Here is a 12,620-nt window from a genome sequence, read left to right as displayed (position 1 = left end):
TCCTTTCTACGCTTGACAGCTTTCGCAGAGGCCATATAGTTCAAACTGATGCCCCTCAATTTGACAATTTGGAATTTGTTCGCTAAAAAAGTCTAGTGGGCACATTTTCAATTCAATCACTTTGCCACATTGCCGACAAATAAAATGATGGTGGTGCCGATTTTCAAAATCGCATTGATATTTAACATGCGCCTGTTCACCTTCTGTTTGCTGTTCAACTAGGCCAAGTTTTTCAAAATCTTTAATATTCCGATAAATCGTATTGTGACTCATCCCTGGAAACATTCCGCGCATGTGCTCATCAATTTGCGTAACGGGAATGTAACGATTCTCATATACCGATAGATACGCTAACATTTCCCGCCGTTGCTTAGTTATTTTATATCGATTTGCGCGTAAAACTGCGATTGCGGTGGTTATTTCACCCATTTCAATTCTCCGCTCCTCTCGGTTCATAGATACGCCATTTTATCATACGCACCTTAAGTTGTCAGATACCTGGTCTTGGTGTTAGCCGGCTAAAAATCTACTTACCCCCTGATACTATCCCTCATTATACCTTTAATCCCTTATATATTAACAATGTCCAAATAAATTTCACTAAATTTTAATGAACCCAATTCAAAATAGTTGCATTATCTAGAGCTACGCGTTATGATGTAACTCAGATGGTTTTTTGATAAACCGTCTTCATTAGCCTTCTATCAGCATTTTTAGTTACTTGAAGGGAGATTTTATGATGGAATTTACTAATCAGTCTAATAATTGGTATCACGTTTCACTTGATACGCAAACTCAAAAATTTATCGCAACTGCAACGAACAATGAAAAAATCAGTGCAAGTGGTATTACAATTGAACAAGCCGTACAAAAATTAAGTTATAAAGTGAAACAAACCAATTCCGTTAACCAGCATCTATTTGCATAATGGTTAGCCAAATACATTAAAGGAAGTCTGTCGAATAAACTCGATGGGCTTCCTTTTTTAGTAATTATCAATTTCTAAACGTTGCGATTAATGCTGCTAGCGCTTGCTTAGTTGATTCCCAATCATCATTGCGCAACACGGTTGCCTGTTGGTTTAAAGTAGGCGGCAATATTAGGTCACGTTTAAATTCAGCACTTGTAATCCGTTTTTGAATGGCCTCCGGACGATCTTTTCGTTTTTCAAGCCGCGTAATTAATGATTGCGATTCCGAAACAGTCAGAAACAGTACCGAGACTATTTTTGGAAAAACTTCTAAATAAGTTTGCGCCCCTTGCGTATCAACTACTAGGCTAATTAACGGTGCTTTTTGCCATGCCAAATCTAGTGCTTCGTATGAAGACCCATACTGATAGCCTGAATAGGTCACCGACTCAATCAGATGCTTTTGTGCCAATGTTGTTGGGGTTTCAAAATAATAATCCACCCCATCGACTTCGTTATGTCGTCGTGGTCGCGTCGTATGGGTAACCACTTGCGGAATCTGAAACGCCGTTTTTAAATAATGGCTAACCGTTGTCTTTCCACTACCAGTTGCGCCTGTAATGACTAATAATTGTTTTACCACCATTCACTCACACTCTTCTATCGGAAATTTAAATAAATAAAAAAGTTTGCCATCTTCATCTAAGTAGACGTCAAACTCCGTAATGCTTGTATTCATTCTTATAAGCGACGACCAAAGTCAGGCTTGTAATATTGCATTGACATGGTTGTTACAGATTGGCCTGGCGCTGGCGCATGAACGTAAGAGCCTCCACCAATATAAATCCCAACGTGATGTGCAGAACCTACACCACCCCAAAAGACAAGGTCACCAGGTTGTAACGCTGACAATGAAACCTTCGTCCCGACAGTACTTTGTTGTTGTGATGTCCGTGGTAAACTAATACCAGCCATCTTTGCAGCATACCAAACCAAACCAGAACAATCAAATCCACCAGGTTGCGCACCGCCATATACATATGGTGTTCCAATGAATTGTAACGCATTACCAACCAATGAACCAGTATTAGCACCAGATGGCGCTGCCGGCTTGTTTTGCGTTGGTGCTGGCGTAGCATTAGTGTGAGTCGCTTCAGGAGTTGCAATTGGTTTTGGTGCGGATTCTTCTTTAGCAGTCGCTACAGCAGCTGCTGTTTGAGCATCTAATTCACTTTGTAACGTCGCTAGCTGTGTCTTGTGCCCATCTATTTCTTTCTGGAAGCTAGCTTGTTCTTTTTCAGCATCTGCTTTAAGTGCTGATAGTTGCACTTGATCTTTTTCAAGCTGTGCTTTAGTAGCAACTAAATTAGCTTTCTTAGTAACTTGGACTTGTTTTAAATTAGCTAGTTTACTTTCTGAGTTAGCGACAGCATCCATGGCCTCTTTGTTAGCCTGGTTTAATCTACCAACAACTGAAGCACGGCTAATCATGTCTGAAATACTATCACTATTGACGATAAAATCAACGTAGACATTACCAGAAACACTATTACCCGCACGTTTTTGTAAGGCAATCACTTGTTCTTTTAAAATAGCTTTTCTGGATTGAACTTCAGCTTGGACTTTTGCAATCTTTTGCGTAGCTGCAGTAATTTGTTTGTCAGTTGTAGTAATATCCTTTTGTGCATTTGCAATTGCAACGGTCTTATCTGACACTTGATTCGCAATCGAAGCAACGTGATCTTGGGCAGCATTTAATTTAGCCAATAGGGCACTATTTTCTGCGCTGAGGTTCGTCATCGCTGCTTTGGGATTAGTATCCGCACTCGCAGTTCTAATATTAACCGCCAATGTTGACCCGACTGTTAAAAATGCTAATGCACTGAATATTAATCGACTGACTTTTTTCACTGAATGATTCCCCTTTTTCATGTTTAAAATGACGTTTCTTTTATGTACGGTTTTCTAACCAAATCTTAGTGTAACATGTAACTATTACAGAATTGTTACAGATTGGTTACCGTATTGCGTCTAAATGGGGAGTCTGCGCTATTTGTTGATAGTTATTTGTGTTTGGATTTTTTGCCATTGCTCATAACTTAGCAAGACGGCAGTAGGCGCTCCGTTTGCATCAACAATTTCGTAGATAAGCGGTTTGACATTAACCTCTTTGATGATTTGCTGCAACATTTTTTTGGCATATAGTGCTTGAATTTTTTCTCGTAGCATCTTTAAATTCTCCTTGAGCGTGATTAATTGTGTTCTGCACACAATCAGCTTAAAATAAAGCTATCCTTTATTATGAAATGAGGTTTATACAATTGCAAATCACAAGACATGCTCAACCCCTCGATACAATCGGGACCCCACCGGTAATTGGTACGCAATTACCCCAATTTACACTTAAAGACGCCACTGGTAAATCCGTGACTACAGCCCAATTGTTGGGTAAACCAACTTTAATCAGCGTGGTCCCAGATATTGATACTCGTGTTTGTAGCATCCAAACAAAGCATTTTAACCAAGCCGTTGATCAGTTCTCAGATGTAACTTTTTATACAATCTCAACAAACACTATCGAACAACAAAATAACTGGTGCGCGGCCGAAGGGGTCAAGCATATGCAACTACTTTCAGATGAAGCACTCAGTTTTGGCAAAGCCATGCAACTCTATATCCCTAGCAACAACACCTTGCAACGCTCAATTTTTATTCTAACGGCCGATGGTACCATCGCCTACACCGAATTAATTATTGAACAAACCAATGAACCGGATTACACAGCTGCTTTAAAATTTTTAAAAACAGCTCAATAATACGCCAATCGATTCCTTTAACAACGGTGGTTAGAACTAAATCAGTTCTAACCATTTTTATTTTATGCTTTTATTCACAAAAAAGTTAGAAAATTCCGAGCAAACTTGCTCCACTTTTTGAATTGGCGTATGATACCCATATTTGCATCATAAAATTCAGCTTTCTAAGGAGTTTTCATGTCAGAGCTGTCCAACGAGCTTTTCAAAACCTTCAATCAAGTGATTCATCGTTATCGCCATTACTATGGTATGCAGTTTTCTACAGATCATCGCTCAGTCAGCCAAATTCGGATTCTAAAGCAACTCAATTCAGAAAATGGCCAAATCCAAAGAGTATTAGCTGAGCGTCTCGATATCCGACCTTCATCCCTGTCTGAGTGTTTACATAAATTGGCAGCAAAGCACTACATTGAGCGCCAATCAGATGATCATGATCGGCGCATCACACATGTTTTCATCACCGCTACTGGCCGGACCATTTTAACAGAAGCGCTCGACGGCCACGACGAATTCACCGAAACCTTATTTGGCAGCTTAACCCACCAAGAACAACAAGCCCTCAATGAACTCTTAAATAAATTAGAAACAACACTCTCTGATACACAAAACTTTGATTTTATGTCTGAGTTTAACAAACGCCGATCCCAAACTAAACTATAATTCTTTCGAAAGGTCACCCCTATGCGCAAAACAATTGAATATGTTCTCACTGGGATTATCGCCTACCTCATCAGTCACTATTTTGTACGACACATTGTCTTACCAACGCTTTATAATTATCCGCGCTTAACCCGGGTTATGGCTCGTTTTCCAGCAACAACTGTTTTCTTAATTCTCTTTTTAACTTTAACCTTCTGGTTAGGATGGGTCCAGTGGAATCGCCGGCAAATTTCACCGATCTACGGCTATCTCGTCTACAGTGTTTATTTACTTTTGCTATTCATTGTCTTGTTTACTAAGGCCGATGTTTACCATGCAATCAGTTTAAATCCGTTTGATTTCATTCAACCGGATCGCAAGATTTTACTTGAAGCTCTACTGAATGTACTTTATTTCATCCCGTTAGGTGGTTTATATCATCTAAGGGCTTCCTTTCTTGAAACCAATATCATTGCATTTTTAACTATTTTAGGGATTGAAACGCTCCAATTTGCGTTCTATTTAGGAACCTTTGCGATTAGTGACCTTTTGCTCAATTGGCTCGGTTGCTTGGTTGGATTTGGCCTTTGGTCGCTTGCACAACACCATTTCAACCGATAAATTAAAAGCAGCTAGCCAATTGGCCAGCTGCTTTTTTTCCATCATTTTTTAAGTTCAATTATTTAATCCGTTAACCGGCGTTTTTCGCTAACTTTCATTTTACTATCAAAACGATAATACAATGCTTCACCATTTTCAACTTCTACACCATCAATATCTTGGTCTGAAATTTGCTCAATGATCTTGATCAGCGCCCGTAAGGTGGATCCATGTGCCACAATCAATTGATCTTGTCCTGCCAACAAGCCGGGCACCACTTGATCTTGCCAATAAGGTAATAAACGTTGTTCAGCTTGGGCAAGGCTCTCGCCGCGTGGCCGGCTATTCGGCGCGATGTACCGATACCGCCGGGCCTGTGAAAAAGTCGTCAACAATGGCGGAACGGCGGTATAACTTCGGCGCCAACGTGCCACTTGTGGCACACCAAACACAGCCCGTGTTTTTTCTTTATCCAATCCACGCAGTGCCCCATAATGCCGTTCATTCAGCCGCCAACTTTTAGTCATCGGTATCGCTAATTGATCAGTTACATCTAAAATAATATAGCTAGTCAAAATTGCACGTTTCAATAACGAAGTGTGCACATGACTAAATTGAATGCCGGTTGCTTGAATTTGTTGACCCACGCGGCGTGCTTGCTGGCGTCCGAGTGTAGTCAGTGGTACATCGGACCACCCGGTATAAGTATTCAATTGATTGGCCAAACTTTCTCCGTGTCGTACAATTAATAAATTCGCCATCGGTTAAACTCACTTTTCTTATAAAATAATCTCCTTTAGTATACCACGAACCTTTTCCTATGATAAATGCTACTTAGCATGTGAATCACCTTATACACATCAAATGCAGTTAAATTTAAATAGTTAAGGAACTACACAATCTAGTTGTCATCTACCAATTAATTGTAGTACAATAAAACTATTGAATTGTAAGGATGTGCAATATGTCAGCTAAAGCAAAAGAGTTTTGGAAATCAACCATACAAATCGTTCTATTAGCAGCCGTAATGGTCGGAATTGCTCAATTACTATTAACATTTGTGATTGCTAATGAACAAATATTTGGACCATCAATGCAACCGAACTTCACTCAGTATGATCGGGTTATTGCGTTGCGACATACAAAACTAAAACGCGGCGACGTTGTCATTGTTAAAGCTCCCGATTCACCTGGTGAATTCTACATCAAACGGATTATCGGCCTACCAGGTGAAACAGTGCGCTTCAACAAGGATCAACTCTACGTTAATAATCAAAAAATCAGCGAACCTTATTTAAACCAGTATAAAAAGGATCCAACAACCTTTCTAGAGGGCTCAAATTACTTTACACTTAATCCTAAAACTAATAAATCTAATTTTGATTTGAAAGATGTATTAGGCCGGGCAACAGTTCCCGCACATCACTACTTCGTCATGGGGGATAATCGTACTGTTTCAAAAGATAGTCGGTATGCCGCAGTAGGCTTTGTTAGTGATGATTCAAAAGCTTTCAATGGGATTCAGGGCGTCGTTAAACTCCGCTACTGGCCAATCACAAAATTTGAAGTATACTAAATATCAAAAAAGGGCCTCCACAAATGATGTGAGGGCCCTTTTAAAAATTATTTTATCATCAATAATAATAAAGACGAAGTGCCTATTAAACGTCAAGTTGGTCGTAAAAATTAGGAACAGTCATTTTATGCAAAACAAAGTTAACACCCTCATTCGTAAGCATATTTCCCAGGAAATTTTTCCGATATTATTTTTTGCCTAGCGCTTACCGCTTGCACCTAAATTTGCCCTATGCTAAGATTAGTTTCGAACAAAATAAGGGACGACTGCGAGCGTCCTTTTTGGAGGAAAACTGAATATGAAACCTATCACGGCACACGACCAACATCGATTAACATCCTATCAGGCTAAGGTTGTCGCTTCGACAACCGCTGGATTTGGGCTTGAAAACATGGACGTTATGTTCTTGTCTTTCACACTATCATCCATTATCGCTGATTTACATCTCACCGGGACACAGGCAGGATTAATCGCAACAATTACCAATATCGGTATGTTGTTAGGTGGCGTTTTTTTTGGTGTTTTGGCCGATCGTATTGGGCGCATTAAAACCTTCACCTATACTATTTTTATCTTTGCCTTTGCGACGGCCGCCATGTCTTTAGCCCATACGCTACCAATGATTTACCTTTGCCGGTTCTTAGCTGGGATTGGTGCCGGTGGGGAATACGGCATTGGCATGACTGTCTTAGCCGAGTCTTTCCCTAAAAAGCAACTCGGCCGCGTGGCATCTTATGTAGGAATTGCCGGACAATGCGGTGCAGTTTTGGCCGCTTTGCTGGCCGCTTGGGTGCTACCACAATTGGGTTGGCACGCATTATTTTTATTCGGCTTATTACCAGTCACGATTACTTTTTTTATCCGTCATCACTTAGTCGAAAGTAAACTATTTATAAGCAAAACAAATCACTCAAAAGGCCAGATCCATGCACTTTTCCAAACGCCGCAGCTCGCTTATCAGACGACTGCCCTAATGGTTATGGCAATTGTTCAAATCGCCGGTTACTTTGGTTTGATGAATTGGTTACCGACCATTATGCAACGCCAAATGCATCTCAGCGTTGCGGGATCTTCGACTTGGATGTTAGCCACCATCGCCGGTATGTCAGCTGGTATGTTGACCTTCGGCTGGATTTTAGACCGCCGTGGCCCTCGATTTGCCTTTGGCACTTTCTTAATCGCCTCAGCTGCGGGTGTTTACGTGCTCACCCTTCCAAATAGCATGGGCGCTTTATTATTGGCTGGCGCAGTCGCCGGCTATTTCTCCAACGGAATGTTTGCCGGTTACGGTGCTGTTGTTAGTCGTCTCTACCCATCTGAAGTTCGTGCAACCGCTAATAATGTCATTATGAATGTTGGCCGTTGTATTGGGGGATTTTCAAGCATGATTATTGGCTGGTTACTCGATCATTATTCGACAGTGATCGTTATGCTTTTTATTTCAATTTTATATTTAATCAGTTTTTGCATGATGCTGACCATCACCAATCTAAAAGCTAGCCGTTACTTCAGTCAGCCATAACAGCCCAAAAAGGCGAGACCGCGTATGCTGTCTCGCCTTTTTTGCACCTACAAACTACCTCCGCGTACCTCAGCCACATTAGCAACGATCGTAAATGCCAGTGGATCAACCGCATGAATCCGATTAATAATATGTTGATAAGCCTGATTCTCGACAACCAACATTAACATCTGTTTATTGTCGTTTGAATAGCCCCCGGTTACATCAAAAATGGTCACTCCCACATCAGCCTCTGCGATTAAATGTGCCTTAATTGCGGATAACTGTTTGTTACTCATCACATAAAGTACCTTTTTCCGGTTTAATCCAGTCTCAATATAATTCATCGTAATCAGTGTTAAGATCGATGAACAAGTTGCCAGCATAAAAGTTTCAAAACCAGCAACAAAGACATTGGCAAAACAAACCAATAAATCAACTACCAACAAACTTAATGCCGGCTTTATATTGAAATACTTCTTGAAAATCAATGGTGGTACTGTTGAGCCCCCACTAGACGCATCAATTCGATATAACAAGGCAACTCCGGCGGCGTAGATAACACTCCCGATAGTAATCGCTAAAAGCTTGTCCGTTACAACCATCATCTGCGGCGTTAAGGCTAAACAAACTGGTAACATAAAACTGCCAAATAGAATTCTTAACGTCGTTTTTTTATCGAGTAGCAAATAAGCCAGGATCAACATCCCAATGTTAATCACTAACACCACCGTTGATATTTGCCAGCCCATTAACTCCTCTAATAAAATCCCCACACCGGTTGCTCCACCAGCTGCCACTTCATGGGGGGCAAAAAAAAGTTGAATTCCAATTGCAATGATTTCTAAGGCGATCAGTATTAACCCCATCTGGATAATCGTCTGTTTCAAATTGGCGAAGCGCATCGCGTCCCTCATTTCTATTTTATATCGTTACCATAAGTATATACGAATGTAAATCGATAAGCGACTTTGATGCCTTTTATTCAAGAATTAATCATAATTTAAATTGGTAATTCTGATTATAGAGCGCGAATCTTTCTGCTCGATAGGCGTAGCCAGTTTGCGTAAATTTGGTGAAGGTTAAGTTATAGACTTCTTGATTTGTTTGCGGATTAACTTCCACAATATGACTCGTCCGGCCACTGTTGTTATAACCAAAGTCAATTAAATAGTTCCCGTTTACTAGTTGTCGCGTACTACCAATAACGTTACTAAAATATGTTTTACCTAACGATTTCCCATAAGACCAAGTCTTTTTAATTGTCCGCTCCTGTTCATCAATTAGATAGCTAACCCCTTCAGAATACTTGCCCGACGTCTTCTGATCGCCATTTGAAACTGCGATGTTGTTATTAAATAACACTAGTTTTTTCCGATTAGCTTTACCAGTTGTCCAGATTGTAGCAGCATGTTGCCCACCAGTAAACGTAGTCTGGCTATCAGCCGGCTTGAGTAATAGTTTGCGCATCTTTATCGGCCATTGATTGACCGGTTTACTACTGAATATCCACTTAATCTTAGCAGTTTGATAATCAAGTTTCATGACTAAGTCCTGATTACGACTTGAAATAACAATGCTATTATCACTTGAATCATAATCGATTGCATTTTGGTGAAACCAATCAAGCTTACCGTCAGAACGTTTCGTAGCATCATAGTTCTGATAAAGTTTAGCAGGTAAAAGGCGCTTTAAATCGATAACTTTGACCACTTTCCCGGTCTTACGTGATAACTCGACCATCGTATCTTCAATGTATTTTGCGCTACCATCTGATACCGTTAATAATAAATTGTGATTAGGTAGCTCGATTGCATCGTGGTGAATGATGGTCGTTTCAATTCTATTGTTTGCTGACTCATTATTGCGCGTTTCTGGTGAGAATTGATATTCACGGTAAACACGCCCCATAAAATCGGTTTCCACTAAATCGTTATAAACTAGATCCGCATTATTCGGTTTGGTTAGATATAGTAAGCGCCCATTCCGCAGAACTTTAAAAATATGCTGCACATAGTTGGTTGAATACCAACGAATCTCACCGTCCGCATCAACACCCACTGGATATTGAGTTGAACGAACTAAGAACGTTAAACTGCTATCACCGATTGCCATTTTTGTTTTATCAGCAGTTTTAACCTTCAGTGACATCGCCGCAATGGCCTTGGGTAACGCAGCGGTCTTAATCGTGAGCATTTGAGCCGTTTTGTGGCCAGCTTTATCAGTTATGGTTAAGCGAACCTGATTTCGATAATTAGCATACAGTCCTAAAACAGAGATCGCATGTCGCTTAGTATAAGTCTGCTCAGTCGAACCTTTAATACTTGTCTTATTCGTTTTCCCAACCACCTCTACCGTTACTTTGGTCATATCGTCAGTCGTAAACAGGACCAACGCACTTAACGGTGACGTCCCATATGGATTAACCTTAACGTACGGATTGGTCTTTGAATACTGGTCAGTCTTTAAGAGTTTTTGATACTGATCCGTCAGCGCCTGTTGACTATTTTGGCGCGTTCCAATTGTCTGACTGCCAATATTTTTAATAATCTGAGCCGTACTCAACCGATCTTTACTAACTAAGACTCGATACTCTATTAATTTGAAAATTAGTAAACTGCCGATCACTAAGCCGATACTCACTACAATTCCTTGTTTCAGACAACGTTTCATCCACAATACCTCTTAAACTAATTATTAATAGTATCGTACCGCGTATTTATGAATTTTTTATGATTAATTATTAATATATTTTTGGAAAAATAGTACTATGAAAATGGCATAACACGCTCAATTAGCCTATAATAGTTAGTTATGGGTATACAAAAAAATAACAAGGATGGCTACAGCAATGACAAATCAAGTTAAGCCCCAAAACATCGCTAAAGGGATGTTTTGGGCAACAATGGCGTCTGCACTCTGGGGCGTTTCAGGTACCATTTTAGAATTTATCTCGCAAGGACAAAATATTCCTGCAACTTGGTTTCTATCCGTTAGAACCCTTGGCGCTGGCTTAATCTTATTACTCATCGGGGCAATTAAGTTCAAACAAGATATTTTCTCCATTTTTAAGTCCAAACGTTTAACCGCTTGGCTAATCGCATACGCTCTATTTGGTATTATGGGGAATCAATACACTTTTTTCATGAGTATTCAAACTGGAAATGCTGCAGCAGCGACTATTTTACAATATCTAAGCCCACTATTTATCGTTATTGGAACACTTGCTTTCTTACGCAAGTGGCCCAATCGAATTGATCTTATTTCATTTGGAATTGCGCTAGTCGGGGTCTTTCTCTCAATTACGAAAGGTAATATCCACACACTTACAATTCCATTCAACTCATTAATCTGGGGGATTTTATCAGGTGTCACAGCAGCCTTCTACGTTGTCTTACCAAGGCCGATTGTGAATGAAAAATCACCAATTATTGTTTTAGGTTGGGGCATGTTCATCAGTGGATTACTCTTCAATATCCACCGACCATTCTGGCAAGCACCCCCACATTTAAACGCTTCTGGGATTATCGCAATTTTAGCTGTTATTTTAATTGGTACCGTCTTTGCATACCTTTGCCTATTACACAGCTTAAACTTCGCTCCATCAACTGTAATTAGCATTGTCGATGCCGTACAACCAGTCATTACATTTGTTTTAAGTATTATCTTTTTCCACGCCCACTTCAGTTGGGTTGAAATGAGCGGGGCAATTTTAGTGATCTTTGCAATCTACATCTTGCAGCGCTATCAAAAAACATCTGAAAACCCGTTAGCATAACCTTATTAGGCCAATACACTAGTGTATTGGCCTTTGGTCACTATGATGGAATTACGGACAAACTGTTCGATATAATACATCATAAAGGGGCTTTTTATTATGACAATTAATAGTCAAATGAATTTAAAGAGTCGATTGTTAACTTAGGTTAGACTAGCCGTTTGGCCAACTCACTGGCTAAAGAATATAATGTCAGTGTTTCAACGGTCACTAAGTGGATTAAACAAGCTGATCCTAACAACCCTAAAGTGCTATCATCAAATGAACGTGCTTTGATTAAAGAGCATGGCCTCGTCTTAGAGGTCATCAACACTAATTTACGTGGTTGAGCACCGCATTTACGCATCTTATCAGTACTCAAAGCTCAAAACGTACAAACGAAATTGCCTGAATTTGGATAAGACTCAATGAAATTTGATAAAGCTAAATCAACCTGTTTAATGGGCTGCGCATGGCGATCATTCTTAATCACTATTAATGGAATCATCAACTCTTGCAAGCTAGCACCCCCGTGAACATAGCGACTTCCACCACCTTGGATTGCTAATCGCTCTAATCCTTTAGGAGTGTGCACGTAATAATCTGGCAAACTGTGTGGTTTAAAAGTTAATAGTGGCTCATCAGTCGTGGACTGTTGATCAAGCCAAAAGCGTCGATTTCTAACTAAATACTGCGTAAGGCTCCCCATGGATGCTCTAGATCTATCAAAAAAGGGTTGAACCTTTCGGCTCAACCCTTTTAAAATTTGCGCGGCAACGTCCTATCCTCGCAGGTAGTTTCCCACCAACTACTATCGGCGC

Annotated in this window: 15 protein-coding genes and 1 pseudogene; 8 read left to right on the top strand and 8 right to left on the bottom strand. The window is 40.2% G+C overall.

Annotated elements, in window-relative coordinates:
• Nucleotides 1-6: 6 nt before the first annotated feature.
• Nucleotides 7-429 (bottom strand): Fur family transcriptional regulator, encoded by a 423-nt coding sequence (locus tag FC90_RS04245; RefSeq protein WP_057908057.1) that lies wholly within the window; start codon nucleotides 427-429, stop codon nucleotides 7-9.
• A gap of 307 nt (nucleotides 430-736) precedes the next feature.
• On the opposite strand from FC90_RS04245, the gene FC90_RS04240 reads away from it, so the two are divergent.
• Nucleotides 737-928, top strand: coding sequence for a hypothetical protein (locus FC90_RS04240; RefSeq protein WP_226789469.1), 192 nt, complete (start codon nucleotides 737-739; stop codon nucleotides 926-928).
• 67 nt (nucleotides 929-995) lie between these two features.
• Here FC90_RS04240 and FC90_RS04235 read toward each other — a convergent pair whose 3' ends face one another.
• From FC90_RS04235 to FC90_RS04225, 3 genes are all read right to left on the bottom strand, one after another.
• Nucleotides 996-1,556, bottom strand: a complete 561-nt coding sequence (locus FC90_RS04235; protein WP_057908055.1) for a guanylate kinase — start codon at nucleotides 1,554-1,556, stop codon at nucleotides 996-998.
• Nucleotides 1,557-1,651: 95 nt separating this feature from the next.
• A complete protein-coding gene (locus FC90_RS04230) occupies nucleotides 1,652-2,821 on the bottom strand; it encodes a C40 family peptidase (protein ID WP_057908054.1) in 1,170 nt (389 codons plus the stop codon).
• A gap of 138 nt (nucleotides 2,822-2,959) precedes the next feature.
• Nucleotides 2,960-3,139: a type II toxin-antitoxin system prevent-host-death family antitoxin gene (locus tag FC90_RS04225; RefSeq protein WP_057908053.1), complete on the bottom strand. Its 180-nt coding sequence runs from the start codon at nucleotides 3,137-3,139 to the stop codon at nucleotides 2,960-2,962.
• 92 nt (nucleotides 3,140-3,231) lie between these two features.
• Here FC90_RS04225 and FC90_RS04220 point away from each other — a divergent pair, with 92 nt between their 5' ends.
• From FC90_RS04220 to FC90_RS04210, 3 genes are all read left to right on the top strand, one after another.
• Nucleotides 3,232-3,726 carry a thiol peroxidase gene (locus FC90_RS04220; protein ID WP_057908052.1) on the top strand — a complete coding sequence of 165 codons (495 nt, stop codon included), beginning with the start codon at nucleotides 3,232-3,234 and terminating at the stop codon, nucleotides 3,724-3,726.
• 177 nt (nucleotides 3,727-3,903) lie between these two features.
• Nucleotides 3,904-4,386 (top strand): MarR family winged helix-turn-helix transcriptional regulator, encoded by a 483-nt coding sequence (locus FC90_RS04215; RefSeq protein WP_057908051.1) that lies wholly within the window; start codon nucleotides 3,904-3,906, stop codon nucleotides 4,384-4,386.
• Nucleotides 4,387-4,407: 21 nt separating this feature from the next.
• Nucleotides 4,408-4,986, top strand: a complete 579-nt coding sequence (locus tag FC90_RS04210) for a VanZ family protein (RefSeq protein WP_057908050.1) — start codon at nucleotides 4,408-4,410, stop codon at nucleotides 4,984-4,986.
• 62 nt (nucleotides 4,987-5,048) lie between these two features.
• Here FC90_RS04210 and FC90_RS04205 read toward each other — a convergent pair whose 3' ends face one another.
• Nucleotides 5,049-5,726: a 2,3-bisphosphoglycerate-dependent phosphoglycerate mutase gene (locus tag FC90_RS04205; protein WP_057908049.1), complete on the bottom strand. Its 678-nt coding sequence runs from the start codon at nucleotides 5,724-5,726 to the stop codon at nucleotides 5,049-5,051.
• 203 nt (nucleotides 5,727-5,929) lie between these two features.
• Between FC90_RS04205 and lepB the strand changes: the two genes are divergently transcribed.
• Entirely contained in the window at nucleotides 5,930-6,541 is a 612-nt protein-coding gene (gene lepB / locus FC90_RS04200) for a signal peptidase I (protein WP_057908048.1), read from the top strand.
• A gap of 298 nt (nucleotides 6,542-6,839) precedes the next feature.
• Nucleotides 6,840-8,063 (top strand): MFS transporter, encoded by a 1,224-nt coding sequence (locus FC90_RS04195; protein ID WP_057908047.1) that lies wholly within the window; start codon nucleotides 6,840-6,842, stop codon nucleotides 8,061-8,063.
• A 47-nt stretch (nucleotides 8,064-8,110) separates the two neighbouring features.
• On the opposite strand, the gene FC90_RS04190 is transcribed toward FC90_RS04195, so the two are convergent.
• Complete coding sequence (locus FC90_RS04190; protein WP_057908046.1) at nucleotides 8,111-8,947, bottom strand: YitT family protein; 837 nt, start codon at nucleotides 8,945-8,947, stop codon at nucleotides 8,111-8,113.
• Nucleotides 8,948-9,038: 91 nt separating this feature from the next.
• On the bottom strand, nucleotides 9,039-10,715 hold the full coding sequence (locus FC90_RS04185) for an aryl-sulfate sulfotransferase (RefSeq protein ID WP_083482008.1): 1,677 nt from the start codon (nucleotides 10,713-10,715) through the stop codon (nucleotides 9,039-9,041).
• Between the two features lie 178 nt (nucleotides 10,716-10,893).
• Between FC90_RS04185 and FC90_RS04180 the strand changes: the two genes are divergently transcribed.
• Complete coding sequence (locus FC90_RS04180) at nucleotides 10,894-11,820, top strand: DMT family transporter (RefSeq protein ID WP_057908045.1); 927 nt, start codon at nucleotides 10,894-10,896, stop codon at nucleotides 11,818-11,820.
• A gap of 134 nt (nucleotides 11,821-11,954) precedes the next feature.
• Nucleotides 11,955-12,140 (top strand): annotated as a pseudogene (locus tag FC90_RS09190) (IS3-like element IS1520 family transposase); the annotation flags it as partial.
• A 44-nt stretch (nucleotides 12,141-12,184) separates the two neighbouring features.
• Here the strand turns inward: FC90_RS09190 and FC90_RS04170 are convergent.
• Nucleotides 12,185-12,508 (bottom strand): PglZ domain-containing protein, encoded by a 324-nt coding sequence (locus FC90_RS04170; protein WP_057908044.1) that lies wholly within the window; start codon nucleotides 12,506-12,508, stop codon nucleotides 12,185-12,187.
• Nucleotides 12,509-12,620: the final 112 nt, after the last annotated feature.

Source organism: Latilactobacillus graminis DSM 20719 (assembly GCF_001436415.1).
Taxonomy (GTDB): Bacteria; Bacillota; Bacilli; order Lactobacillales; family Lactobacillaceae; genus Latilactobacillus; species Latilactobacillus graminis.
The sequence above is the reverse complement of the archived record's forward strand: the minus strand, read 5'-3'. Positions and strand labels throughout refer to the sequence as shown.

Excerpts from the sequence above, each read along its gene's own strand:
- FC90_RS04215 (WP_057908051.1), top strand. The coding sequence starts at position 3,904 with ATGTCAGAGCTGTCCAACGAGCTTTTCAAAACCTTCAATCAAGTGATT.
- FC90_RS04245 (WP_057908057.1), bottom strand. The coding sequence starts at position 429 with ATGGGTGAAATAACCACCGCAATCGCAGTTTTACGCGCAAATCGATAT.
- FC90_RS04195 (WP_057908047.1), top strand. The coding sequence starts at position 6,840 with ATGAAACCTATCACGGCACACGACCAACATCGATTAACATCCTATCAG.
- FC90_RS04190 (WP_057908046.1), bottom strand. The coding sequence starts at position 8,947 with ATGCGCTTCGCCAATTTGAAACAGACGATTATCCAGATGGGGTTAATA.
- FC90_RS04205 (WP_057908049.1), bottom strand. The coding sequence starts at position 5,726 with ATGGCGAATTTATTAATTGTACGACACGGAGAAAGTTTGGCCAATCAA.
- FC90_RS04210 (WP_057908050.1), top strand. The coding sequence starts at position 4,408 with ATGCGCAAAACAATTGAATATGTTCTCACTGGGATTATCGCCTACCTC.
- FC90_RS04235 (WP_057908055.1), bottom strand. The coding sequence starts at position 1,556 with ATGGTGGTAAAACAATTATTAGTCATTACAGGCGCAACTGGTAGTGGA.
- FC90_RS04225 (WP_057908053.1), bottom strand. The coding sequence starts at position 3,139 with ATGCTACGAGAAAAAATTCAAGCACTATATGCCAAAAAAATGTTGCAG.
- FC90_RS04180 (WP_057908045.1), top strand. The coding sequence starts at position 10,894 with ATGACAAATCAAGTTAAGCCCCAAAACATCGCTAAAGGGATGTTTTGG.
- FC90_RS04170 (WP_057908044.1), bottom strand. The coding sequence starts at position 12,508 with ATGGGGAGCCTTACGCAGTATTTAGTTAGAAATCGACGCTTTTGGCTT.
- lepB (WP_057908048.1), top strand. The coding sequence starts at position 5,930 with ATGTCAGCTAAAGCAAAAGAGTTTTGGAAATCAACCATACAAATCGTT.
- FC90_RS04240 (WP_226789469.1), top strand. The coding sequence starts at position 737 with ATGATGGAATTTACTAATCAGTCTAATAATTGGTATCACGTTTCACTT.
- FC90_RS04185 (WP_083482008.1), bottom strand. The coding sequence starts at position 10,715 with ATGAAACGTTGTCTGAAACAAGGAATTGTAGTGAGTATCGGCTTAGTG.